The 23,236-nt window shown below is 72.4% G+C and carries 21 protein-coding genes; 19 read left to right on the top strand and 2 right to left on the bottom strand.

Features of this window, described 5'->3' with window-relative positions; genetic code table 11:
* The first annotated feature begins 2 nt into the window (after positions 1–2).
* The 10 genes from ACFWYW_RS32370 (at position 3) to ACFWYW_RS32415 (ending at position 8,205) form a co-directional block, all read left to right on the top strand.
* The gene (locus ACFWYW_RS32370; protein WP_379616834.1) at positions 3–614 is read left to right on the top strand and encodes a MerR family DNA-binding transcriptional regulator; all 612 of its coding nucleotides are present in this window, start codon (positions 3–5) and stop codon (positions 612–614) included.
* 141 nt (positions 615–755) lie between these two features.
* Positions 756–1,073, top strand: coding sequence for a hypothetical protein (locus ACFWYW_RS32375; protein WP_379616836.1), 318 nt, complete (start codon positions 756–758; stop codon positions 1,071–1,073).
* A 60-nt stretch (positions 1,074–1,133) separates the two neighbouring features.
* Positions 1,134–1,769, top strand: coding sequence for a DUF1707 domain-containing protein (locus ACFWYW_RS32380; protein WP_379616838.1), 636 nt, complete (start codon positions 1,134–1,136; stop codon positions 1,767–1,769).
* Between the two features lie 49 nt (positions 1,770–1,818).
* Positions 1,819–3,240 (top strand): serine hydrolase domain-containing protein, encoded by a 1,422-nt coding sequence (locus tag ACFWYW_RS32385; RefSeq protein WP_379616840.1) that lies wholly within the window; start codon positions 1,819–1,821, stop codon positions 3,238–3,240.
* Between the two features lie 32 nt (positions 3,241–3,272).
* Complete coding sequence (locus ACFWYW_RS32390) at positions 3,273–3,992, top strand: MerR family transcriptional regulator (RefSeq protein WP_379616842.1); 720 nt, start codon at positions 3,273–3,275, stop codon at positions 3,990–3,992.
* A 130-nt stretch (positions 3,993–4,122) separates the two neighbouring features.
* Positions 4,123–4,803 (top strand): response regulator, encoded by a 681-nt coding sequence (locus ACFWYW_RS32395; protein WP_379616844.1) that lies wholly within the window; start codon positions 4,123–4,125, stop codon positions 4,801–4,803.
* A gap of 69 nt (positions 4,804–4,872) precedes the next feature.
* Positions 4,873–5,319, top strand: a complete 447-nt coding sequence (locus ACFWYW_RS32400; RefSeq protein ID WP_379616846.1) for a DUF4188 domain-containing protein — start codon at positions 4,873–4,875, stop codon at positions 5,317–5,319.
* Entirely contained in the window at positions 5,316–6,386 is a 1,071-nt protein-coding gene (locus ACFWYW_RS32405; protein ID WP_379616848.1) for a hypothetical protein, read from the top strand. The genes ACFWYW_RS32400 and ACFWYW_RS32405 overlap by 4 nt, the downstream gene beginning before the upstream one ends.
* The gene (locus ACFWYW_RS32410) at positions 6,383–7,291 is read left to right on the top strand and encodes a hypothetical protein (protein WP_379616850.1); all 909 of its coding nucleotides are present in this window, start codon (positions 6,383–6,385) and stop codon (positions 7,289–7,291) included. Before ACFWYW_RS32405 ends, ACFWYW_RS32410 begins: the two co-directional genes overlap by 4 nt.
* A gap of 80 nt (positions 7,292–7,371) precedes the next feature.
* Positions 7,372–8,205 (top strand): class I SAM-dependent methyltransferase, encoded by an 834-nt coding sequence (locus ACFWYW_RS32415; protein WP_379616852.1) that lies wholly within the window; start codon positions 7,372–7,374, stop codon positions 8,203–8,205.
* A gap of 41 nt (positions 8,206–8,246) precedes the next feature.
* On the opposite strand, the gene tuf is transcribed toward ACFWYW_RS32415, so the two are convergent.
* Positions 8,247–9,413 (bottom strand): elongation factor Tu, encoded by a 1,167-nt coding sequence (tuf, locus tag ACFWYW_RS32420; protein ID WP_379616854.1) that lies wholly within the window; start codon positions 9,411–9,413, stop codon positions 8,247–8,249.
* A 315-nt stretch (positions 9,414–9,728) separates the two neighbouring features.
* Between tuf and ACFWYW_RS32425 the strand changes: the two genes are divergently transcribed.
* The 9 genes from ACFWYW_RS32425 to ACFWYW_RS32465 all read left to right on the top strand — a co-directional run bounded on the left by ACFWYW_RS32425 (position 9,729) and on the right by ACFWYW_RS32465 (position 21,716).
* Positions 9,729–11,582 (top strand): S9 family peptidase, encoded by a 1,854-nt coding sequence (locus ACFWYW_RS32425; RefSeq protein WP_379616856.1) that lies wholly within the window; start codon positions 9,729–9,731, stop codon positions 11,580–11,582.
* On the top strand, positions 11,546–12,859 hold the full coding sequence (locus ACFWYW_RS32430; protein ID WP_379616858.1) for a serine hydrolase domain-containing protein: 1,314 nt from the start codon (positions 11,546–11,548) through the stop codon (positions 12,857–12,859). The genes ACFWYW_RS32425 and ACFWYW_RS32430 overlap by 37 nt, the downstream gene beginning before the upstream one ends.
* Before the next feature lie 2 nt (positions 12,860–12,861).
* The gene (locus ACFWYW_RS32435; RefSeq protein ID WP_379616860.1) at positions 12,862–14,184 is read left to right on the top strand and encodes a serine hydrolase domain-containing protein; all 1,323 of its coding nucleotides are present in this window, start codon (positions 12,862–12,864) and stop codon (positions 14,182–14,184) included.
* Positions 14,177–15,016, top strand: coding sequence for a serine hydrolase (locus tag ACFWYW_RS32440; protein ID WP_379616862.1), 840 nt, complete (start codon positions 14,177–14,179; stop codon positions 15,014–15,016). The genes ACFWYW_RS32435 and ACFWYW_RS32440 overlap by 8 nt, the downstream gene beginning before the upstream one ends.
* Before the next feature lie 8 nt (positions 15,017–15,024).
* Complete coding sequence (locus tag ACFWYW_RS32445) at positions 15,025–16,629, top strand: PucR family transcriptional regulator (protein WP_379616864.1); 1,605 nt, start codon at positions 15,025–15,027, stop codon at positions 16,627–16,629.
* A 103-nt stretch (positions 16,630–16,732) separates the two neighbouring features.
* Positions 16,733–18,307 (top strand): ABC transporter substrate-binding protein, encoded by a 1,575-nt coding sequence (locus tag ACFWYW_RS32450; RefSeq protein ID WP_379616866.1) that lies wholly within the window; start codon positions 16,733–16,735, stop codon positions 18,305–18,307.
* A complete protein-coding gene (locus ACFWYW_RS32455; RefSeq protein WP_379616868.1) occupies positions 18,308–19,234 on the top strand; it encodes an ABC transporter permease in 927 nt (308 codons plus the stop codon).
* On the top strand, positions 19,234–21,033 hold the full coding sequence (locus tag ACFWYW_RS32460; protein ID WP_379616870.1) for a dipeptide/oligopeptide/nickel ABC transporter permease/ATP-binding protein: 1,800 nt from the start codon (positions 19,234–19,236) through the stop codon (positions 21,031–21,033). The genes ACFWYW_RS32455 and ACFWYW_RS32460 overlap by 1 nt, the downstream gene beginning before the upstream one ends.
* Positions 21,030–21,716 (top strand): ABC transporter ATP-binding protein, encoded by a 687-nt coding sequence (locus tag ACFWYW_RS32465; RefSeq protein ID WP_379616872.1) that lies wholly within the window; start codon positions 21,030–21,032, stop codon positions 21,714–21,716. Before ACFWYW_RS32460 ends, ACFWYW_RS32465 begins: the two co-directional genes overlap by 4 nt.
* Before the next feature lie 42 nt (positions 21,717–21,758).
* On the opposite strand, the gene ACFWYW_RS32470 is transcribed toward ACFWYW_RS32465, so the two are convergent.
* Positions 21,759–23,225, bottom strand: coding sequence for an RCC1 domain-containing protein (locus ACFWYW_RS32470; protein ID WP_379616874.1), 1,467 nt, complete (start codon positions 23,223–23,225; stop codon positions 21,759–21,761).
* Positions 23,226–23,236 lie beyond the last annotated feature (11 nt).

A 23,236-nucleotide genomic window follows, 5' to 3' on the forward strand; every position in this document is an offset into this window, starting at 1 on the left:
CCATGGATGAGCCTCTCGGCGTCTCGATCGGCCAGGCGGCGGCCCTCTACGGCCTCGCCCCCTCGACGCTGCGCTGGTGGGAGTCCCAGGGTGTGCTGCCCGAGCCGCCGCGGGTCAACGGGCGCCGGGTCTACACCGAGACCGGGCTGCGCCGGATCGGGCTGGCGTACCTGTGCTGCGTGACGGGGGCGATGCCGCTCGAACAGGCGTCCGTCGTCACCGCGGGCAGCCGGAACCGGCACTGGCAGGACACGGTGCGGCGCCACGCCGAGCTGATCGAGGAGAGGATCAGGCATCTGCGCAGCGCGCAGGACTATCTGGTGCACCTGCTGCTGTGCCCGGACGACGACATCGTCGGCGAGTGCCCGGATCTCGACGGCGAACTGGTCAGCCACACGCCGCGCGGGCTCGTCCCGGTACGGGGTCTCGTCGCCGCGGCCCGGTCGGCACGTGACGAAATACCGCCACCGCGTGACGAAAAAGCCGTGGATCGCTGCGCGGTCTGCGGAGAGCCCTTCACCCAGCCCGCGCGGGGGCGTCGCCGGACGTACTGCTCGCCCGCGTGCCGCCAGAGGTCGTACCGCCGCGGCCGCGAAACCTCTCGTGACGGCTGACCGGCGCCTCCACCCCGGCCTTGATCGGTGTCCCCGCGACGACTAGCCTGATCGCCGTGTTGCCGGGAGGCGGGGGCCGAGGCGATCGTGTCACGGGGCTGAGCCGCTCGACCCCGCCATGGAGTGGGGGATCGACTGACGATGAGCGCTGAAGAGGATTTCGAGCAGGTCGGCGCCGAGCTGGCCGATCTGGGTGTGCGGATCTCCGGGATGATGGGGAGGCCGGCGCTCAAGGATCAGGCGGGGAAGGTGTTCGCGAGCCTGCAGCGTGACGGCGCGATGGTGTTCCGGCTGGTCAGGGACACCGCCGAGCACGCGACCGCGCTCAAGCTGCCCGGGGCGTCGCTCTTCGACCCCTCGGGGGAGGGCAGGGAGATGAAGGACTGGGTGGTCGTGCCCCACTCCTCTGCCGGGGAATGGACGGATCTGGCCGAGGCCGCGCACAGCCGTCCCCGCTGAGGAGAGCGCTAGGCTTTGGTCGCGTCGCGCGCAGCGGCTCGACAGGACCAGGATGGAAGCATGCCGAGAGAGACTCCGCCCACCGGGAAGGGCTCGTCGCCGGAGCTGCGAGCCTCTCATGCCGACCGGGACCGCGTGGTGGACGTGCTCCGCATCGCGGCGGGCGAAGGGCTGCTGACCGCCGACGAACTGGACGAGCGCGTGGAGGCCGCCCTGTCGGCGCGGACCCTGAGCGAACTGACCCCGCTCACCGCCGACCTGCCGCCCGTGTCGGCCACCTCCGGGGCGGCCGTCGCGGAGGTCAAGGACCTGGTGCGGATCGAGCAGGTCCACAGCGGGCCGATCGAGCGCACGGGACGCTGGGTGGTGCCCCGGAGGCTGGAGCTCGCCGTCACCTACTGCGCCGTGACGCTCGACTTCACCGACGCGGTGATCACGCACGACACCCTGCGGATCGACGTGAGCATGGCGGGCAAGACCCTGACGCTGGTCACGCGGCCGGGCGTCGTGGTCGACACCGACGGTCTGCAGCTGGTGCACAGCAAGGTCAAGCACCGTCGCCATCCCGAGGCGCCGGTCACCCTGCGGGTGGAACTGGTCGGTCAGAAGGTCCACGGCCGCGTGGTGGTGCGGCCTCCGCGCCGGACGTTCGGGCAGTGGCTGCTGCGCGGGCCCGCGCCTTCCGCGGGCGATTGAACCTCACGGCTTGACCTTGCCCCAGGGGCAAGCTTCGAGGATGCTCCACATGAACAACAACGCACCGCACACCATCGAAGCCCAGATCCGCGACCAGGTCGCCGCCCACTGCGAGTCCGCCGGGATCCCCGGGTTCGTCGCCGGCGTCTACCAGGCCGGCGAGCAGATCATCGTCGCCCACGGCACCGCCAACGTCGCCACCGGCGCGCCCATGCTGCGCGAGACCGGATTCCTCTTCGGCTCCGTCACCAAGGTCCTGACCACCACCCTGGTCCTCCAGCAGGTCGACCGCGGGGCGCTCGACCTCGACGCGCCGGTGGCGAGGTACCTGCCCGAGTTCGCGCTGGCCGTACCGGGGGCCGCGGACAAGATCCTGGTCCGGCACCTGATCGGGCACACCAACGGCATCGACGCCGACCTGTACTTCCCCGCCGACAAGGGCCGCGGGGCCCTGGACGCCTACGTCAAGGGCCTGGCCGGCTGCGGCACGCTGTTCGAAGCCGGCGAGCAGCTCAGCTACTCCAACGGCGGCATGATCGTCGCGGGCCGCCTGCTGGAGGTGGTGACCGGCCTGTCCTTCCCCGACCTGCTCGAACGCGACGTCTACGCCCCCGCCGGCATGAAGGACTCCGGCACCTCGGCCGAGCAGGCCATCCTGCGCAGCACGGCCGTCGGCCACTTTCCCGACCCGGAGACCATGGAGCCCAGGCCCACGAACATGTTCACGCTGCCCGACACCTGGGGCCCGGCCGGCGGAACCCCGATCGGCACCATCGCCGACCTGCTCGCGTTCGGGCGCACCCACCTCGCGGGAGGCGTGTCGCCTTCCGGTACGCGCGTCCTGTCGGCCGAGTCGACCGCGCTGATGCAGCGGGTCTCCCACGACATGGGCAGCCCCAACACCCCGCCGATCGGCCTGGGCTGGGTGCTGTACCCGTTCGGCGGCACGACCGTCCTGGCCATGTCGGGCGCCTCGCCCGGCGGCGTCTCCCTCCTGTGCGTGATCCCCGAGTACGACCTGGTCTTCGCCGCCTACGGCAACAACCCGGCGGCGATCATGCTGCAGGACCAGCTCCTGGGGTGGCTCCTGAGCGAGCACCTCGGCGTCCGGATCCCCAAGCTGATCACCGAGTGGGAGCAGGACGTCGACCTCACCCCCTACGTGGGCACCTACCGCTCCAACCAGCTCCGCGTCGACGTCAGCATCGTCGACGGCCAGCTCGAGGAGCGGACGACCTACGAACCGGCGGACGCCTCTCAGGAGCGCATCTTCACCGAGTTCGCCGGTGGCACGACCTCCGCCCCGCCGCAGCGCTACGTGCCGATCCGGCCCGGCCTCTTCGCGCCCGCCGGCTACCCGACGGAGGTGTTCGACGGGTACCTGCGGCTGCTGCTCGTCTCCTTCCACGACGTCCGCGACGGGCAGACGCGTTTCCGCAACGGCGGCGGCCGCCTGACCCGCCGGGTCTGACCGGCTGACGCCGAGGTGGAAGGATGGCCGGCATGCTCACGATAGGCCAGCTCGCGGACTACGCCGGAGTGACCACCAAGGCCATCCGCCACTATCACGAGCGCGGCCTGCTCACCGAGCCCGGCCGCGACTCCTCCGGCTACCGGCGCTACACCGCCGCGCACGCCATCACCCTCGTCAAGATCAGGACTCTGGCCCACGCGGGTGTGCCGCTGGCCCGCGTCAGGGACCTTCTCGACGCGGGCCCGGAGGCGCTCGCGGTGGCCATCGCCGAGATCGACCACGACCTCGAGGATCGCATCGCGCAGCTGACCCGGTCCCGTGAACAACTCGCCCAGCTGCACGGCGGTGACCGGCTCTTCGTCTCCCCGGAGGTCGCCGACTACCTCGACGACCTGTGCGACCTCGGCGCCAGCGAGCGCGCCGTCCAGGTCGAACGCGACGGCTGGATCCTCATGCAGACGGCCTCGCCCGAGGACGCCCTGGTGTGGATCGCGGAGAAACGCGAGCTCATGACCGATCCCGAGTTCCGCGCTCTCTACCTCGACCATGACGCCGCCTACGACTGGTCGCCCGACGACCCCCGCCTGCCCGGCCTGGCGGACCGTACCCGCGACTGGTTCGCCCGGCACCCCAGCCGGGCCGAGAGCCGCCCCGTCCACAACCCGGAGATCGCCCGGCTGGCCGCGCAGTCCCAGCCCGGAGCCTCGTCCCCGGCCTACGACCGGCTGGCCCGGCTCATGGCCGGCTAGCCACGAGCACGCCACGGCTTCGATGCCGGCGGCGGCCACTAGGCTGGCTGCGGCTGCGGGCGAGTTCGCGAGCGGTGGGGCGTGACGGTCGGCCGGGGAGGCGGCGCGGCACGGTCTGGATGGAGGCCCGATGGCAGGTGGCGAGTTGATCACCGCGGTGATCGTCGATGATCACGCGGCCATTAGCGCGGGCGTCCACTCCTGGTGCTCACGGGCCGACCCGGAGATCGCCCTCATCGACGCCGGGGACCGGCTCGCCGACGTCTGGACCGGACCCGGCGCCGAGGCCGACGTCGTGATCTTCGACCTGGAGCTGGTGCCGCGCCGGCCGGACTTCGGCGAACTGCGCAGGCTGGTCGACAGCGGCCGGCGCGTGATCGTGTACTCCCAGCACACCGACGACGCGACCGCGATCAAATGCGTGGACCTGGGCGCGCTCGCCTACCTGACCAAGCGCGAAGGGCCCGAGCACCTGGTACCCGCCATCCGGGCGGTCGCGCGGGGCGAGTCCTACACCGCGCCGTCGCTGTCCGGTGCGCTCATCGCCGACGAGGACCCCGGCCGGCCACGCCTGTCCCAGCGCGAGTCCGAGGTGCTGCGGGCGTGGTTCGTGTCCTCGTCCAAGGACCTGGTCGCCGCCAAGCTCAACATCACCGTGAAGACCGTCGACACCTACATCGCGCGGGTCCGGGTGAAGTACGCCAACGTGGGACGGGCGGCGCGTACCAAGAGCGAACTCGTCGGCCGTGCCCTCGACGACGGGCTCATCACGCTCGCCGAGCTCAACCAGACCTCTCCCCCCGATCAGTGAGGGGCCGGCGTGCGGTGATTTGCTGGATATTGTGCTCGTGGGTGATTCCGGCGAGCTGGTGAAGGACTGATGAGGACCACCGACTTCAGTAAGGCGCCGCCCCAAGGGCAGGCGGGGGCGATGTTCGTGGGCGCGACGCGGTATCGGGGGCCGTTGTCGATCCTCACGCTCACCTTCACGTGGGTACGCATGGTGCGCGACATGAAGCGCATGCGCGGATACCGCTGGCACAAGGTCTACTGGGAGTTCCCGTTCACGCTCGGGACCCTGGCCTTCTTCGAGGACCGCGACTCGCTGCTGGTGTTCGCGCGCAGCCGCCACCACCGCGAGCTCATGCGGTGGGTGACCGACGGGACCAAGAACGCCACCGGCGGGTACATCCGGCTCTACAACGCCGAGCCCGAGGGCTACTCCAACGGCGTCTGGCGGGCCGAGGGCGGGCCCATGGCGCACATCGCGACGTTCACTCCGCTGTCCGGCGAGGACGGCGACGGGCCGGCGGTGACGCGGGCGTGAGTCTGCGCACCGTCGAGTCGCGCCGGGACCTGGCGGAGTTCCTGGCCCTCGCCGACCGGGTCTATCCGGCGGGTTCGGGGTACGTGCCGCCGTTGCGCGCGCAGGTCCGCGCCTGGCACCGCCAAGGGGTACGGCTGGCCGTCCTGCGCCGCGGCGGCCGGGTCGTGGCCAGGACGACCCTGCACACCGACGCCGCGTTCGACGCCAAGCTGGGCAGGAGGACGCAGTTGTTCGGGCTGACGGAGTTCGAGGAGGATGCGGCAGGGGAGCTGTTCGAGGCGATCGCGGCCGAGGGGCGGGCGGCGGGGCGGCAGAGCGTCTTCGGGCCCGTTTCGCTGCTGCCCAACCAGAGCGGCGGGGTGATCACCTCCGGGTTCGGGGATCGCGGGTTCATCGACAGCGCCTGGAACCACCCCTACTACCCGCCGGCCTATGAGAAGCACGGGTTCGTGCGCCGGTTCGAGGCCGACACGTGGATCTGTCCCGTGCCGGGCGAACCGGTCTTCGGCTTCGATGACGCCCGCCTGGCGGCCGAGGGGCTGGAGGTGCATCGCGGCGAGCGGCGGCGGCTGGGGGAGCAGCTGCCGATTCTGCGGGAGATGCTCAACGCCGCCTTCGCGCAGCTCGGGTACTACACGGAGATCTCCGCCGAGCAGCTCGCCCGGCAGACCGACGGGCTGTCGTTCCTGCTGGACGAGTCGCTGCTGCTGTATCTGACCAAGGCGGGCCGGCCGGTGGCGTTCGTGCTGTGCGTGCCGGACATCTCGGCGTTCGTGGCCCGCGTTCGCGGGGATCTGCACCTGGTCAACCAGCTCCGGCTGCTGCTCACCCGGGGACGGTACCGGCGCGAGGCGGTCCTGATCATCAAGGGGACGATCCCCGCCGAGCAGGGGCACGGCTACATGCGGCTGCTCTCGCGGGAGCTTCACCGGGGGCTGGCCGAGGGCGGCTATCACACGCTGCGCAGCACCTACGTCGAACGGAGCAATCCCGGCTCCGCCGCCCAGTTCCAGGCCATGGGCGGGCGGCCGCTGCACGGCTACACGTTCTACGAGAAGGCGCTGTGAAGGCGTTGAGGGAGCTGGAGGCCGACTTCTGGCGGGCTCCCAGCGCGCACAACACCCAGCCCTGGACGCTGACCTACACCGAAACCGGGGCGGTCGTCGGCTGGGACCCGGAGCGGGCGCTGCCCGTGAGCGACCCCACCGGGCGGGACCTGCGGCTCGGGCTCGGGGCGTTCGTGGAGACCTGCCTGATCGTCTGCGCGTCGGCGGGGCTGCGGGTGGGGTTCCGGGCCGATCCGGGGCCGCTGCGGGTGGGGGTGCTGCACGAGACGGCGCAGCCGTACCGGACGGAGTTCACGACGGCGGACGTGCGCGGGCGCGGCTCCAACCGCGGCCCCTACCACCCGGGACGGCTGCCCGCCGACCTGGTGCCGGGGGTGCGGCGGGTGGCCTGCCGGGATCTGGCGGCGCTGCTGTACGCGGCGGACCTGCACCAGTTCGGGGACGCGGCGGTCACCGCCGAGCTGCGCGAATGGCTGCGGCTCACGCCGCGGCATCGGCGCTACGACCTCGACGGGCTGACGGACCGGGCGCTCGCGCTCTCCAGGACCGAGGCCCTCGGCCTGCGGGCGGCGCTGGCGGTCCATCCCGTTCTGCGCCGGGCCGGGCTGCCCAGGGTTCTGGCGGCGGCCGGTAAGGGGCTGCTCGACTACGACGGCGAGGCGCTGGTGCTCGTCGGGCCGCCGGGGGGCGAGGTCGCGATGGGGCGGGAGCTCATGCGGCTCTGGCTGACGCTGTCCACGCGCGGCTACACCACCCATCCCCTCAGCCAGATCATCGACAGCCCGCCCACGCGCGCGCTTCTGGCCGCTCACCTGGGCGTGGACGATCCCGCGAGCCTCCTGCACCTCGCCCGTGCGGGCCTGCCCAAGGGGGACGCGCCGCGTTCTGCCAGAATCAGCCGTTGACAAACCACCTCCAGCGTTGAAAAGTGCCGAGTTAGGTGGATCATCGGCGGGGTTGAATCGGCAGGGTTGGGGGTTGCTGCGTGGACGCCAAGACCTATATGGCCGGGGTGTTCGACCGGGCGTCCGGGACGTACGAGCGGGTGGGAGTGCCCTTCTTCGGGCCGGTCGGCGCCGAGCTCGTGCGCCAGGCGGGCCTGCGGCGAGGCGAGAGCGTCCTGGACGCCGGATGCGGCACCGGGGCCAGCCTGATCCCCGCCGCCCGCGCCGTCGGCCCGCTCGGGCTGGTCGTCGGGCTGGACCTGGCGCCCGGCATGCTCGCCGTCGCCAACGCCGAGATCGAACGGCACGGCCTGTCCAACGCCACCGTGCTGTCCGGCGACATCGAACAGGCGTCCATCCTGCTGCCCGCCGCGCGTTTCGACACCGTGCTGGCCGGGATGATGCTGTACTTCCTGCCCGACCCCGCGGCCGCCGTACGCGCGATGGCCGGGCTCCTCCGCCCCGGCGGCCGCCTGGCCGCCAGCCTCCTCGCCCAGCCCAGCCCCGCGGAGGCCGACCTGCTCGGCCAGGTGGCGCTCGCCCTGGCCCCCTTCACCACCGGGGCCGGCGGCGCGCCGTTCACCCACCGCCTCAACACCGAACGCGAGCTGGCCGACCTGCTGTCCGGCAACGGGCTGGCCGGGGTGCGATGCGAGGAGGTCGTCTTCGAGGTCAGCGTCGAGCGCGGCCAGGTCTGGGACTGGCTGTGGTCGGCCGCGCGCCGCGCCTCCCTGGAGAGCATCCCCCGGGAACGGCACAACGCCGCGCGCGCCGCACTGGAGTCGTCGCTGCCCGAGGAGGTGTACGTGCTGCCGCGCACCGTCCGCTTCGCCACGGCGCTACGGCCGGGCTCCCTCCTGAGAACCCGGCCGTAGCCTTCTTCGCGCACACGGGACCCGTCCACGGGTCCCGTGCTTCAACCGGTCACGGCGACGACCGTGCCCGCGCCGACGGTCAGGCCGCCTTCGCGGATCGCGAAGCCGAGCCCTTCCTCCAGCGCGACGGCCTTGCCGAGCTCCACCTCGACCTCGACCGTGTCACCCGGCTGGGCCGGGGCCGCAAGGTCGATCCGGCCGGGCACGTCGGTCGTGCGCAGGTAGAACTGCGGCCGGTACCCGTCGGCGACCGGCTTGCGCCGGCCGCCCTCCTCGGCCGTGAGGAGGTAGACGCGGGCGGTGAAGGAGCTGCGCGCCTGCTGCGTGCCGGGCTCGGCCAGGACCATGCCCCGCCGTACCTGCTCGCGGCGCACACCGCGCAGCAGGACCGCGGCGTTGTCCCCCGCCTCGCCCCGCTCCATCGTCTTGCCGAACGTCTCCACCCCCGTCACGACGGCGGAGAACGTCTCGCCGAAGCCGACGACCTCGACGGTGTCGCCGACGCGCACGACGCCGCGCTCGATCGCCCCGGTGACGACCGTGCCACGGCCGGTGACCGTGAGCACGTTCTCCACCGGCATCAGGAACGGCGCGTCGACGTAGCGCACCGGCACCGGGATGTGGTCGTCCACCGCCTGGAGCAGCGCCTCGACCGACGCCGTCCACTCGGGGTCGCCCTCCAGCGCCCGCAGCCCGGAGACCCGGACCATGGGCACGTCCGCGTACCCGTGCTCGGCCAGCAGCTCCGACAGCTCCAGCTCGACCAGGTCGGCCAGCTCGGGGTCGGCGCCGTCGGCCTTGTTGAGCGCGACGACGAGGTGCTCGACGCCGACCCGCTTGGCGAGCAGCACGTGCTCGCGGGTCTGCGGCATGATCCCGTCCTGCGCGGACACCACCAGGATGGCGCCGTCGAGCTGCGCCGCCCCCGTGATCATGTTCTTCACGTAGTCGGCGTGGCCCGGCATGTCGACGTGGGCGTAGTGGCGCGTGGCCGTCTCGTACTCGACGTGCGAGATGTTGATCGTGATGCCCCGCTGCGCCTCCTCGGGCGTGCGGTCGATCCTCTCGAACGGCGTGTACGTGGCGCCGCCCCGCTCGGCGAGCACCTTCGTGATCGCGGCGGTCAGCGTCGTCTTGCCGTGGTCGACGTGTCCCATCGTGCCGATGTTGAGATGCGGCTTGTTCCGCACGTAGGCCTGCTTGGCCATGATCGTGTTCCGTTCGCGAGAGCCTTGGATGTGTGACCCGTGGCCGGGCCGGTCAACCTCCCCCCGCCGGGTCACCGTCAGGACTTACGGGGAGAGGTCAGCGCTCCAGGCCGTCGCAGGCACGCTCGAAGACACCCGCGGCGATCGCGGGAGTCATCGGGTGAACGTGCCGGAACATGAGCGTCATAGTGACGTACCTGAGCAACAGGAGGCAAACGGATATTCCCGCCGCGTTGGTGTGGCGCACAACACAGGGGCGGTGGTTCGTCGCAAAGGCCGAAGCATGGGCCCGCGACGGTCGCCTAGCGTTCGGCCATGCCCCGTCTCTCCTTGGACGACCTCTACCGCCTGGCCGTACCGTCTGATCCGCAGGTGCGTCCCGGCGGGGTCGCCGTGGCCTACACGCTCACCACCGCCGAGCGTGACACCGACGACAACATCACCCAGATCTGGCTCGCCGCCCCCGGGTCCGAGCCGCGCCGTCTGGCGACCGGCAACCTCCCTCGCTGGTCGCCGGACGGCGGCACGCTGGCCTTCGTCCGCCCCGTGGACGGCAAGCCGCAGATCCACCTGCTGCCGATGGACGGGGGCGAGCCGCGCGTGCTCACCACCGCTCCGCTCGGCGCCGGCGCGCCGGTCTGGTCGCCCGACGGCACCAAGATCGCGTACGGCGGGCCGCACTTCGCGCCCTCGGCGGACGGCCCCGACCCGAACGCCCCCATCGTCGCCGACCGGCTCGACTACAAGGCCGACGGCCCCGGGCTGCTGCGCGGGCTGACCTCGCACGTGTTCGTGGCGGACGTCGCCTCCGGCGCGCTCACCCAGGTCACCGAGGGCGACTTCCACGCCGGCGGGCCCGCCTGGTCGCCCGACGGCCAGCGGCTGGCGTTCACCACGTCCATGGAGCCCGACCGCGACCTCGTCCCCAGCGGCGCCGTCTACGTCGTGGACGCCACCGGCGGCGAGCCCAAGCGCCTGACCACCCAGGACGTGGTCTGCACGGGTGTGTGGTGGCTGGGCGGGAGGCTGGTCGCGACGGTGTTCAAGGACGGGCCGATCGGGCACACGCGGCTGTTCGCCGTGGGCGAGGACGGCCAGGAGGAGATCGCCACCGGGCTGGACAGGAACGTGATGATCGGCGGTCCCGGCTACCCGGGCGCGCCGCCCGCGCTGGACGGCGGCGACCTGCTGTTCTGCGCCCGCGACGCCGGGGCCACCCATCTGTACCGGCTCCGGGACGGGGCCGCGGCCGCGGAGAAGATCGTGGGCGGCGAGCTCAGCGTCTCCGGCGCCGGTGTCGCCGGCGGGCTGCCGGCCTATGTGGCGGCCTCGCCGTACACGGTGGGGGAGGTCTACCTCGACGGCGAGAAGCTGACCGCCTACGCCCTCGCCGACGTCGAGCTCTACCCGCCGCGCAGCCGGATGTTCACCGCGCCCGACGGCACCCGCGTCGAGGGCTTCCTGACCGGCGAGGGCAAGGGCGGCCCGCTGCTGCTCGACATCCACGGCGGCCCGCACAACGCCTGGGCCCCCGTCTTCGACGGGGTCCACCTCTACCACCAGGTGCTCGCCGCCCGCGGCTGGACCGTCCTCACCCTCAACCCGCGCGCCAGCGACGGGTACGGCGAGGCCTTCTACACCGCCGCCCTCGGCGAATGGGGCGTGGCCGACGCCCAGGACTTCCTGTCGGCCGTCGACGAGCTGGTGGCCGACGGCACGGCCGACCCCGAGCGGCTCGCGGTCACCGGCTACAGCTACGGCGGCTACATGACCTGCTACCTGACGGGGCACACCGGCAGGTTCAGGGCGGCGATCCCCGGCGGCCTCGTCAGCGACCTGACCAGCATGGCCGGAACCTCCGACGCGGGGTACTTCCTCAAGATGTGGGAGTGCTCGGGCGACCCCGCGCCGCAGTCGCCGCTCACCCGCGTGGGCGAGGTCACGACGCCCACGCTCATCCTGCACGGCGACGCCGACGAACGCTGCCCGGTCGGACAGGCCGAGCAGTGGTTCGAAGCCCTGCGCGAGCGGGAGGTGCCGGTCCGGCTGGTTCGCTATCCGGGCGGCTCCCACCTGTTCATCGTCCAGGGGCGTCCCTCACACCGTTACGACTACAACGAGAGGATCATCGCGTGGCTGGAGCAATGGGTCAGCGGCTCGCCGAACTGATCGCGAAGTACGAGGTCCCGGGCGCCGCCCTGGCCTACCTGCACAACGGCGAGCTGCACGAGTACGCCGCGGGCGTGCTCCACCGCGGCACCGGCGTCGAGACCACGACCGACTCGCTCTTCCAGATCGGCTCCGTGACGAAGGTCTGGACGGCGACGCTGCTGATGCAGCTGGCCGAGCGCGGCCTGCTGACGCTGGACACGCCGGTGGCCGAGCTGCTTCCCGAGTTCAAGGTGGCCGACCCGGAGGTGACCAAGGCGGTCACGGTACGCCACCTGCTCGCCCACACCAGCGGCATCGACGGCGACCTGTTCCTGGACACCGGGCGCGGCGACGACTGCGTGGAGAAGTACGTGGCGGCCTGCGCGGACCTGCCGCAGAACCACCCGCTGGGCGCCACCCAGTCCTACTGCAACTCCGGGTTCATCGTGGCCGGGCGCATCGTGGAGAAGCTGACCGGCAAGACGTGGGACGAGGCCCTGCGCGAGCAGATCTTCGAGCCCCTCGGCCTCACCCACGCGGTCACGCTGCCCGAGGAGGCGCTGCGCTTCCGCGCGGCCATGGGCCACATGGACGGCGGCGAGCCCGCCCCGGTCTGGGGCCTCATGCGCTCGTGCGGCCCGGCCGGGCTCATCAGCGCCCGCCCCGCCGACGTGGTCGCCTTCGGCCGCGCCCACCTCGAGGGCGGGCTGCTGGACAACCCGCAGGCGATGTGGGAGCCGCAGGTCGCCATCCCCAACCCGCACACGCTCGGCGCCCACTGGGGCGTCGGCTGGATCCTCGACGAGTGGAGCGGCCAGAAGGTCATCTCCCACGGCGGCAACACCATCGGCCAGCACGCCATGCTCTGGGCGGTGCCGGGCACCGGCACGGTCGTGTGCGTGGTGGCCAACGGCGGCCACAGCGGCGCGTTCACCCACGCGGTGGCCACCGAGCTGTTCGCCGAGCTCGACGGCCTGGAGGTGCCGCCCACGCTCGGGCCGCCCGCGCAGCCGGTCGAGACCGACTTCTCCCGCTACCTCGGCGTCTACGAGCGGGCCGGCGCCCGCCTGACGGTCGGCCTCAAGGACGGCGGCCCGTCGCTGCTCATGGAGTCGACCGGCGCGCTGGCCGGCCTGCAGGAGCCGGAGGAGATCCCGCTGGTCGCCGTGGACGACGTCACCTTCGTCGGCCGCCGCCCCGGCGACCCCGACTGGTTGTCGGCCGTCTTCTTCGAGCTGCCCGACGGAACCCTGTACGTGCACGCCGGCGCCCGCGCGACCCCGAAGGTGAGCTGACCATGGACCTGCAGAAGCGCCTGGACGAGGCGGCGGCCAAGCACGGCGTGCCCGGCGCCGCGATCGCGGTCTGGGCGGGTGGCGAGCTGCACGAGGCCGCCACCGGCGTCGTCAACAAGAACACCGGCGTGGAGACCACGCCCGACAGCGTCTTCCAGGTCGGCTCCACGACCAAGGTGTGGACCGCCGCACTGATCATGCAGCTCGTCGAGGAGGGCAAGGTCGAGCTCGACCGGCCGGTCACCGACTACCTGCCCGAGTTCGGTCTCGCCTACGAGGCCGAGATCACCGTGCGGCACCTGCTGACGCACACGGGCGGCTTCGACGGCGACCTGTTCGAGGACACCGGCCGCGGCGACGACTGCCTCGACAAGTACCTGACCTACCTGCACGGCACCACCAAGGTGCACGAGCCGGGCGCGCTGTTCTCCTACTGCAACTCGGGGTTCGCGGTGCTCGGCGCGATCGTGGCCAGGGTACGCGGCGTCACCTGGGAGGAGGCGATGGCCGAGCACCTGTTCAAGCCACTCGGCGCCACCCAGACGGCGCTGTTCGGCGAGGAGGCCGTGCTGTTCCGCGCCTCGGCCGGGCACATCGGCCCCGACCAGGTCGTCTACCCCAAGTGGCAGATGCCCCGCTCCAACGGGCCCGCCGGGTCCACCCTGTGCCTGGCGCCGCGCGAGCTGGTCCGCTTCGGCCGCATGGCGCTGGCCGGCGGGCTGGCCGAGGACGGCACCCGCGTGCTGGCCGAGCAGACCCTGGCCGACATGCGCGCGCCGCAGACCGAGGTGCCGACCGTGCCCGGACTGCTGGCCACCGCCTGGGGCCTGGGCTTCGAGCTGTTCGACTGGGGCGCCTTCGGCCACGACGGCGGCACCCCCGGGCAGAGCACGCTGTGGCGGATCGTGCCGGGCAGCGACGTCGTGCTCGCGATGAGCGCGAACGGCGGCGCCTTCGCCGGCCTCATCGAGGACGTGGTGCTCCCGGTGCTGCGCGAGACGACCGGGATCGACGTGCCGGGACTGCCGCTTCCCCCCGAGCGGCCCTCGGCCGTGGACGCCGCGCCGTACGCCGGGACGTTCACCGGGCCGGTCCTGTCGCTGGAGGTCACCGGCGCGGACGGCGGACTGGACATCACCGAGATCCCCGGCGCGTTCATGGCCAGTATGGGCGCGACCCGCAAGACCACCCGGTACGTCCACCTGAGTGACGACCACTTCGTCGCCGAGCAGGCGGACGGCGGGATGCACGCCACGGTCACGTTCGTGATGCGCGACGGCGTCGCCGCCTACCTGCACAACAGCCGGGCGGTCCCGCGTGCGTGAGATCTTCGACGCCGCCGGCGCGGCCGGGTTCGTCCACGCGCGCGAGGTGGACGGCGACGCCGAGGTGGCCTTCGGGGCCGACGACCCCGTGGTGCTGGCCTCGGTGTTCAAGATCCCGATCGTGCTGGAGTACGCCCTGCAGGCGGCGGCCGGCGAGCTGGAGCGCACCGAGCGCCTCATGGTCACCGCGGCCGACAAGGACGGCGGCATCGGCACCTCCGGCTGCGCCGACGACATCTCGCTGACGCTGCGCGACCTGGCGCACTTCATGATGACGATGAGCGACAACGCCGCCACCGACGTGCTGCTGCGCCGGGTGGGGCTGGACCGGGTGCACACCACGCTCAGGTCGCTGGGCCTGTCGCGCACCCGGCTCATCGGCGGCTGCGCGGAGCTGTTCGAGCAGGTCAGGCAGGAGCTGGGCCCGGTGGACCTGGAGAAGCTGACCGGGGAGCGGATCAGGTCACTGGCCATCCGCGACCCGGAACGCACGACCTCCGGCACGCCGCGCGAGATCACCACGCTGCTCAGCCTGATCTGGCGCGACGAGGCCGGTCCCGCCGAGGCCTGCGAGGAGGTGCGGCGCATCATGGGCAACCAGGTGTGGCCGCACCGGCTCAGCTCCGGCTTCGGCGACGAGGTCAAGGTCTCCGGCAAGACCGGCACGCTGTGGGGCGTGCGCAACGAGGTGGGCGTGGTGGAGTTCCCCGACGGCGGGCGCTACGCCGTCGCGGTGTTCCTGCGCACCGTCGGCCTCGGCCTGCGCGACCCCGCGGCCGACGCCGCCATCGGCCGCGCCGCGCGGGTGGCGGTGGACCGGTTGCGGGTCTGATGTCCGAGGTGACGTATGGTGAGCGGGTGATCGACCGCCCGCTCGCCAGCCTCGGTCGTATCCTGCTCGACCTCGGCACCACCGTGATGGGAGTGGCCGCGTCGCCAGGCGACCTCGGCACCGAGGTCACCGGCGTGCACATCTACGACCCGCTCGACGAACTGCTGGTACCGCCGGGCGGCATCCTGCTGGCCGTCGGCGTGCATGCCGCCGGGGACATCCGCGACCTGCTCTACCGGGCCAGGACCGCGGCGGCGATCGTGGTCAAGGTGCCGGTCGAGGTGGACGAGCAGGTACGCGCCGCCGTCCTGGAGACCGGCATCGCCGTACTCGGGCTGACCAGGGCGGCGTCCTGGTCGCAGGTGGCGGCGCTGCTGCGTTCCCTGCTGGCCGAGGGCGACCTCGACGAGCCGGGCGAGGAGCCGCAGGGCGACCTGTTCGCGCTGGCCAACGCGGTCTGCGCGCTCCTGGACGCGCCGGTCACCATCGAGGACCGCTCCTCGCGGGTGCTGGCCTACTCAGGGCGGCAGGACGAGGCCGACCCCGGGCGCGTCGAGACCGTGCTCGGCCTGCAGGTGCCCGAGCGCTTCCAGCGCATGCTGGACGAGCGCGGCTTCTTCAAGCAGCTCTACCAGAGCCGCGAGCCGGTCTACATCGAACTCCACGACGGCACCAGCATCAACAGGACGGCGGTCGCCGTACGGTCGGGCGACGAGATCCTCGGCTCGATCTGGGCGGCGGTGCGCGAACCGCTCAGCGAGCAGCGCCAGCGGGCCTTCGCCGACGCGGCGAAGATCGTCGCGCTGCAGTTGTTGCGCGAGCGCGCCGGGGCCGACACCCAGCGGCGGCTGCGCGCCGACCTGCTGTCGACCGTGCTGGCCGGCGGCGCGGACGCCGCCGAGGCGGCGGGCCGGCTGGGCGTCGCCACCGAACGGCTCTGCGTGCTGGCCGCCCAGCTCACCGACCTGACCGACGCCGACCCCGCGCGCGGGGAGAGCGACCGCCAGCGTTTCTGCGACGCCTTCGCCCTGCACGTGGGCGCCATCCACCCGCGGGCCGCCGCCGCCCTCGTCGGCTCGGTCGCCTACGCCGTGCTGCCGCTCAGCACCGGCGGCGAGGAGGAGGAGCGGGCCGTGCGGGTCGCCCAGAGCTTCCTGTCGCGGGTGGGCCCGCGCTACGAGGCCAACATCGGCGTGGGCCGGCTGGCCGCCAACCTCGCCCAGGTGGCCAGATCGCGTGCCGACGCCGACCGGGCGCTGCGCGTGCTGCGTGCCCGCGGCACCTCCGGGCAGGCCGCCGGCTACACCACGGTTCACTTCGAGTCGCTGCTCATGCAGGTGGCCGACGTCGTGACGGCGGAGGAACAGACGCCCACCGGGCCGTACCAGCGGCTGCTGGAGCACGACGCCGAACACGGCAGCGACCTCGTGGCCACCCTGCGGGCCTATCTCGACGCGTTCGGCGACGTCAACCTGGCCAGCGCGCAGGTCCACGTGCACGCCAACACCTTCCGCTACCGGCTCAAGCGGCTGGTCGAGATCAGCGGTCTCGACCTGGCCGACCCCGACGCCCGGCTCACCGTGATGCTCCAGATGCGGATCTTCGGGCCCTAGGACGAGGGCGGCTGTAGTTTTCGTCACAGGGCACGAAGAACCCGCGCCGGGCAGGGACGAAGGTGGGTGACCAACCCCCCCACCCGCTCACACGGAGTCCCGTATGAAGAAAGTCGCGGCGCTCGCCTGCCTGGCCATGTTCGCCTCCGCGTGCGGCGGCGGAACGGCCCAAGCGCCCTCCGGCCGGCCTGTGGCCGGCGGCACCTTCACCTATGCCATCCCCGCCGACCCCGGTGTGCTCGACCCCGCGACGGCCGTCCTGTCGGTGACCAACACCGTGCTGGGCTTCGCCTACGACACGCTGGTCAGCACCGACCGCGACGGGCGGACCGTCCCGGGCCTGGCCGAGAAGTGGGAGGTCAAGCCGGACTCGGTGACCTTCACGATGCGCAAGGACGTCACCTGCTCCGACGGCTCCAAGCTCACCGCCGCCGACGTGGCCCAGAACGTCAACCACATCGCCGACCCGGCCACCAAGTCGCCCGTCTACGGCGTGCTCCTGCCGTCCGGGATGAAGGCCACCGCGGACGACGCGGCCGGGACCGTGACGCTCGCTACGGACAAGCCGTTCGCCTTCATCCTGCAGAGCGCCCGGGACCTGTTCATCGTCTGCGGCAAGGCGGTCAAGGACCGTTCGCTCATCGCCCGCGCCACCTCGGGCAGCGGCCCGTACGTGCTGAGCGAGTCGATGCCCAGCGACCACTACACCTTCACCCGCCGCAAGGACTACAAGTGGGCGCCCGGCGGCGCGAGCACCGAGGGCATGCCCGACAAGGTCGTGCTGAAGATCGTGCCGAACGAGCAGACCTCCGCCAACCTGCTGATCTCCGGTGGCCTCAACGCCGCCGTCTTCTTCGGCGCCGACCGCACCCGCCTGGAGGCCACGCCCGGCCTGCTCAAGAAGACCCCGATGGCGGGCAACGGCCAGTTCTTCTACCACCAGGGCGAGGACCGGCCCACCAAGGACCCGGCCGTACGCAAGGCCCTCACCCAGGCGCTCAACCTGAAGGAGCTGGCCGGGATCGCCTCCAGCGGCACCGGCAGGCCCGTCACCGGCCTGGTCATGGAGCCCCGCCCGTGCAAGGGCGACACCGTCACCGGCCACGTGCCCGCCTTCGACGCCGCCGCGGCCGCCGCGGGGCTGGACGCCGCCGGCTGGAAGCCCGGTCCCGACGGCGTCCGGGTCAAGGACGGCAAGCGGCTGACGCTGCGCTACCTCTACGGCACCACCAGGGGCGCCGGCGTCCAGGCCGCCGCCGAGTACGTGGCCGCGGCCTGGAAGAGCGCCGGCGTGGAGGTCAAGCTCAACGGCGTGCTGGACACCAAGATGTCGGAGTCGCTCAACGCCACCCAGGACTGGGACGTGGTCTGGCTGCCCATCGGCGTCTTCCTGCCCTCGCAGCTCGAAGGCTTCCTGTCCGGCCCGGCCGCGCCCAAGGGCGCCAACTTCGCCCATCTGGACAACGACCGCTACTCCGAGCTGATCGCCCAGGCCAAGCTCAAGCCGGGCGAGGAGGGCTGCAAGCTCTGGCTGGAGGCCGAGTCCGCGCTGTTCGACAACTCCGACATGGTCCCGGTCACCGAGAACACCGTGCTCGTGGCCGGCAAGGGCGTGACGTTCGACCTGGTCGCCACGGTCCTCATCCCCACGTCCATCCGCCTGACCGAAGGAGGCTGAGTGCTGCGGCATCTGGTGCGCTTCATCGTGTCGCTGGGGGTGCTGCTGGTGGCGTCGTTCGCGATGATCCACCTCATCCCCGGCGACCCGGTGCGCGCCTCGCTGGGCCCCGCCGCGCCGATCGAGCTGGTTCAGGCCAGGACGGCCGCGCTCGGGCTTGACCGCCCCCTGCTGGAGCAGTTCACCACCTACGTGGCGAACCTGTTCTCCGGCAACATGGGCGTCTCGTTCCTGACCGGCGAGCCCGTCGGACAGGTGATCCTCACCCGGCTGCCCAACACGCTCGGGCTGGCCCTGCTGGCCACCGTCGTGGCGATGCTGGCGGCCGTGCCGATCGGCATGTGGGCGGCGATCAGGACCGAGAACGGCCGCAACCGCGGCACCGAGGCCACCTTCACCTCGGTGACCGGCACCGCGGTGGCCGTTCCCGAGTTCCTCTACGCCATCGGCCTGGTCACCGTCTTCGCCATCGGCCTCGGGCTGTTCCCGCCCGCGGGCAAGTCGGGGCCCGCCTCGTACGTGCTGCCCATCCTCGCGCTCGCGATCGGGCCGATCGCGATGATCTCCCGCATCTCCCGCGTGGAGACGCTGCGCGAGCTCGGCACCGACTACGTACGGCTGGCCCGTGCCAAGCGCCTGCCCGCGGCCCGCCTCTACCTGCGCCACGTGCTGCCGAACACGCTGACCGCCACCCTCACCATCGGCGGCCTGCTGCTCACCGCGCTGATCGCGGGCAGCGTCCTGGTGGAGTACGTCTTCGCCTGGCCCGGCCTCGGCCTGAAGATCGTCGAGTCGATCACCCAGAAGGACTATCCCGTGGCCCAGGGCGTGATCCTCGTCTACGGCGCCATCGTCCTGGTCGTCAACTTCGCCGTCGACCTGCTCCTCGGCAAGCTCGACCCGACCTCCTCCATCAAGGAGACCTGATGCCACGCACTCCCGCCGCCGTCGTCTCGGCGGTGCTGGTCACCCTCATGGTGGTGCTGGCGATCATCGGCCCGCCGATCTGGGGCGAGGCCGCGGAGAAGATCGACGCCGGCGCCATCCTGCAGGGCGCCTCGGCCGCCCATCCTTTGGGCACCGACAACCTGGGCCGCGACCTGCTGGCCCGCGTGCTCGTGGCCGGCCGCTACTCGCTGGCGCTGGCCCTGGCCGCCACGCTCATCGGGGCCGTCATCGGCATCGTGCTCGGCGCTCTGCCGTCGGTGCTGCCGCGGCGCGGCGCCCGCCTGGTCACCGGCACCGTCAACGCGCTGGTCGCCTTCCCCGGACTGCTGCTGGCGATGTTCACCGCGGTCGTGTCCGGCATGGGGGCGCGCGGCGCCGTCCTCGGCATCGGCGTGGCCATCGCGCCCAGCTTCGCCCGGCTCACCCAGACGCTGGCCGCCTCCGTCGCCGGGGCCGACTACGTGCTGGCCGCCCGCATGCTCGGCGTCCCGCGCCGGCGCGTGCTGGGCAGGCACGTGCTGCCCAACATCGCCGAACCGCTCATCCTCAACCTCGCCCAGGCGCTCGGCGGCGCGCTGCTGGGGCTGGCCGGCATGTCGTTCCTGGGCCTCGGCGTGCAGCCGCCGGACTTCGACTGGGGGCGGCTGCTGTTCGACGGCTTCGCCCGCATCTACGTCACGCCGGAGGTGGCGATCGGGCCCGCGGTGGCGGTCGCGCTGGCCGGCATCGGGTTCAACCTGCTCGGCGACACGCTGGCCAAGCGGGCTTCGCGCACCGCCGTACCGGCGAGGAAGGAAGAGCTCGCCGCGCCGGAGCCGGCGGGCGCGCCCGATCCGCGGGCCCTGCTGGAGGTGCGGGACCTGACCGTCACCTTCCCCGGCGGCGTCACGCCCGTGCGGAGCCTGTCGCTGACGGTACGGCCCGGCGAGATCGTCGGCATCGTCGGCGAGTCCGGCAGCGGCAAGAGCCTGACCGCGGCGGCGATCGGCGGCTTGGTGCCCTATCCGGGCACGGTCACGCACGCCGCGCTGCGCCTGGACGGCCGGGAGGTCGCCGAGCTCAGCCAGAAGGAGCTCGGCACGAGCCTGGCCATGGTCTTCCAGGACCCGATGGCCTCGCTCAACCCGGCGCTGCGCGTGGGCGGGCAGCTGGCCGAGGTGGCGATCGTGCACCAGGGCGCCACCCGCGCCGAGGCCGCCCGGCGGGCCGTGGACCGGCTCGGTCACGTGCACCTGCCGGAGCCGGAGAAGCAGGCCAGGCGGCATCCGCACGAGCTGTCGGGCGGCATGCGGCAGCGCGCGGTGATCGCGATGGGGCTCATGGGCTCGCCCAAGCTGATCATCGCCGACGAGCCGACGACCGCGCTGGACGTCACCGTGCAGCGGCAGATCCTCAAGCTCCTGCGCGAGGTGGTCGACGAGAGCGGGGCGGCGGCGCTGTTCATCTCGCACGACATCGCGGTCGTGGGGGAGCTGTGCGACCGGGTCGTGGTCATGTACGCGGGGCGGGTGGTGGAGGAACTGCCCGTGTCGGCGCTGGCCAAGGGGGCGGCGCATCCGTACACCAAGGCCCTGGTGGACTCGCTGCCCGACATGGAGACCGACCGCTCGCTGCCGCTGGCCAGCATCCCCGGCACGCAGCCGGCGCCCGCAATGGTGGGGGCGGGGTGCGCGTTCGCGGGACGGTGCGCGCTGGCGACCGATCGCTGCTCGACGTCGTTGCCGCCGGTCACCGAGTACGGCATCGCGCACACGGTGGCCTGCTGGGAGGTTTCATGAAATTTACTGACGTGACGGTGCGATTCGGATCGTTCACCGCGGTCGACTCCGTCAGCCTGGAGGTGCCGCCCGGCGGCATCGTCGGGCTGGTGGGAGAGTCGGGCTCCGGCAAGTCGTCGCTGGCCAAGGCGGTCAGCGGCCTCGTACGGTACTCCGGGGAGATCACCGGCGTCTCCCGGGTGCAGATGGTCTTCCAGGACCCCTACGCCTCACTCGACCCGCGCATGAAGGTCGGCGAGTCGGTGGCCGAGGGCCTGCTGGAACTGCCCAGGGCCGCCCGCCCCGACGAGGTGACCCGCCTGCTCGGCCTCGTCTCCCTGCCCGCGGAGCTCGCCTCCCGCTACCCGCGGGAGCTGTCGGGCGGGATGCGCCAGCGCGTCGCCATCGCCCGCGCGCTCGGCGCCCGCCCCGACCTGCTGGTCGCCGACGAGATCACCAGCGCCCTGGACGTCTCCGTCCAGGGCTCCGTGCTCAACCTCATCCGCTCCCTGCGCGACACCCTGGGGTTGTCGATCCTGTTCATCTCGCACAACCTCGCGGTGGTCCGCTACGTCTGCGACACGGTGGCGGTCATGCACCGGGGCCGCATCGTCGAGCACGGCCCGACCGAGGCCGTGGTCGGCCGGCCCGCGCACGACTACACCCGCACCCTGCTGGAGGCCGTGCCCCGCCTGCAGCGCTGAAGCCGCTCCGGCGGCGGGCAGGCGCCGCCGGAGCTTCACCGGTCAGCCGCTGGCCACCAGGATGAAGGCCGCCTGTTCGGTGGGCACGCCGGGAGCGCTGCCCCGGATCCCGATGAGGATCTTGCGCGGCGGGGTGAAGATGACGTCGCCCGTGCCCGCGATGGTCAGCTCGGCGATCTCACCGGGGCCCAGCGTCTCCGACGTGAGGGTGAAGTCCAGGCCGGCGATCAGGCCGGACAGCGACAGGGAGACCGTGGGGGAGAAGCCGTTGCGCGGCACGTTCTCGATGGTCATCGTGATCGAGGTGCCGGAACCGACGGTTCCGCTGCCAGAGGTCACCTTGAGGGTGAACTGCGGGATCTTCTGGACGGCGAGCGCGAACTGGCCGCCCGCCGCGACCTGGCGGACGTCGACCAGCCCCGTGACCAGTCCCGGAACCGGCCGCGAGGTCAGCGTGCCGTCGCCGAGCTGGCCGCTGTGGTTGGCGCCCCACGCCACCACCCGCCCGTCGGCGCGGACCGCGGCCCCGAACGTGTCACCGGCGGAGATCTGCGACACCGGCCCGGCCTGCGCACGGATCGGCAGCAGCCGGTCGGTGAACGTGCCGTCGCCGAGCTGGCCACTGGTGTTCGAGCCCCACCCGAAGACGGCGCCGTTCACCCCGCGGGCCAGGGCGTAGAAGAACCCGGCCGAGACCTGCGCGATGGGCGGGAGCCCTCCCACCTCCTGGGCGGTGATCCGCGTCTGGAAGGTGCCGTCGCCGAGCTGGCCGTGGTTGTTGTTGCCCCAGGCGAACACCCGGCCGTCCGAGCGCAGCGCCAGGTTGTGCTCGGGTCCGACCGAGACGCCGCGGACCTGCGTCAGGCCGAGCACCGGCACCGGGGTGGGCCGGTTGGTCGTGGTGCCGTCGCCGAGCTTGCCGGACAGGTTCCTGCCCCAGGAACGCACGGTGCCGTCGCCGAGCACCGCCAGGGTGTGGTCCATCCCGGCGGCCACGGAGACGGCCCCGGGCAGCCCCGCGACCCTGGCGGGGGCCGGGCGGTCCTGCGTGGTGCCGTCGCCGAGCTGGCCGCCGAAGTTGTCGCCCCACGTCCACACGCCGCCGTCGGCGGTGACCGCGACGCTGTGCCCGGACCCCGCGCTGATGCCGACCACGTCCGTGAGGCCGGGCACCTGGACCGGGCTCGGCCGGTTGGTCGTGGTGCCGTCCCCGAGCTGGCCGTTTCCGTTGAGGCCCCACGCCCACAGGGTGCCGTCACCGGCGACGGCCAGGGCGTGCGCCGAGCCCGCCGCGACCTTGGCGAAGCGCAGCTCCATCCGGTTCACCACGCCGGCCGTGGTCCTGCGGTCCGGGATGAGGGAGCCGATGCCCTGCTGCCCCGTGTGGTTGTCTCCCCATGAGACCGCGTGCACGGGCGGGTCCGCCTGTGCCGCGGCCCGGTGGGAGGGAACGGCCAGGGCCGCCCCGGCGACGGCCAGCGCCGCCGCCCAGGTCTTCCATCGTGACACCACGCCTGCTC

Origin of the sequence: Nonomuraea sp. NPDC059023 (assembly GCF_042740095.1) — a bacterium.
Lineage (GTDB): Bacteria > Actinomycetota > Actinomycetes > Streptosporangiales > Streptosporangiaceae > Nonomuraea.

Bases quoted from the DNA above. Each gene is read 5' to 3' on its own strand.
- ACFWYW_RS32370 (WP_379616834.1), top strand. From the start codon at position 3: ATGGATGAGCCTCTCGGCGTCTCGATCGGCCAGGCGGCGGCCCTCTAC.
- ACFWYW_RS32375 (WP_379616836.1), top strand. From the start codon at position 756: ATGAGCGCTGAAGAGGATTTCGAGCAGGTCGGCGCCGAGCTGGCCGAT.
- ACFWYW_RS32380 (WP_379616838.1), top strand. From the start codon at position 1,134: ATGCCGAGAGAGACTCCGCCCACCGGGAAGGGCTCGTCGCCGGAGCTG.
- ACFWYW_RS32385 (WP_379616840.1), top strand. From the start codon at position 1,819: ATGAACAACAACGCACCGCACACCATCGAAGCCCAGATCCGCGACCAG.
- ACFWYW_RS32390 (WP_379616842.1), top strand. From the start codon at position 3,273: ATGCTCACGATAGGCCAGCTCGCGGACTACGCCGGAGTGACCACCAAG.
- ACFWYW_RS32395 (WP_379616844.1), top strand. From the start codon at position 4,123: ATGGCAGGTGGCGAGTTGATCACCGCGGTGATCGTCGATGATCACGCG.
- ACFWYW_RS32400 (WP_379616846.1), top strand. From the start codon at position 4,873: ATGAGGACCACCGACTTCAGTAAGGCGCCGCCCCAAGGGCAGGCGGGG.
- tuf (WP_379616854.1), bottom strand. From the start codon at position 9,413: ATGGCCAAGCAGGCCTACGTGCGGAACAAGCCGCATCTCAACATCGGC.
- ACFWYW_RS32425 (WP_379616856.1), top strand. From the start codon at position 9,729: ATGCCCCGTCTCTCCTTGGACGACCTCTACCGCCTGGCCGTACCGTCT.
- ACFWYW_RS32435 (WP_379616860.1), top strand. From the start codon at position 12,862: ATGGACCTGCAGAAGCGCCTGGACGAGGCGGCGGCCAAGCACGGCGTG.
- ACFWYW_RS32450 (WP_379616866.1), top strand. From the start codon at position 16,733: ATGAAGAAAGTCGCGGCGCTCGCCTGCCTGGCCATGTTCGCCTCCGCG.
- ACFWYW_RS32460 (WP_379616870.1), top strand. From the start codon at position 19,234: ATGCCACGCACTCCCGCCGCCGTCGTCTCGGCGGTGCTGGTCACCCTC.
- ACFWYW_RS32465 (WP_379616872.1), top strand. From the start codon at position 21,030: ATGAAATTTACTGACGTGACGGTGCGATTCGGATCGTTCACCGCGGTC.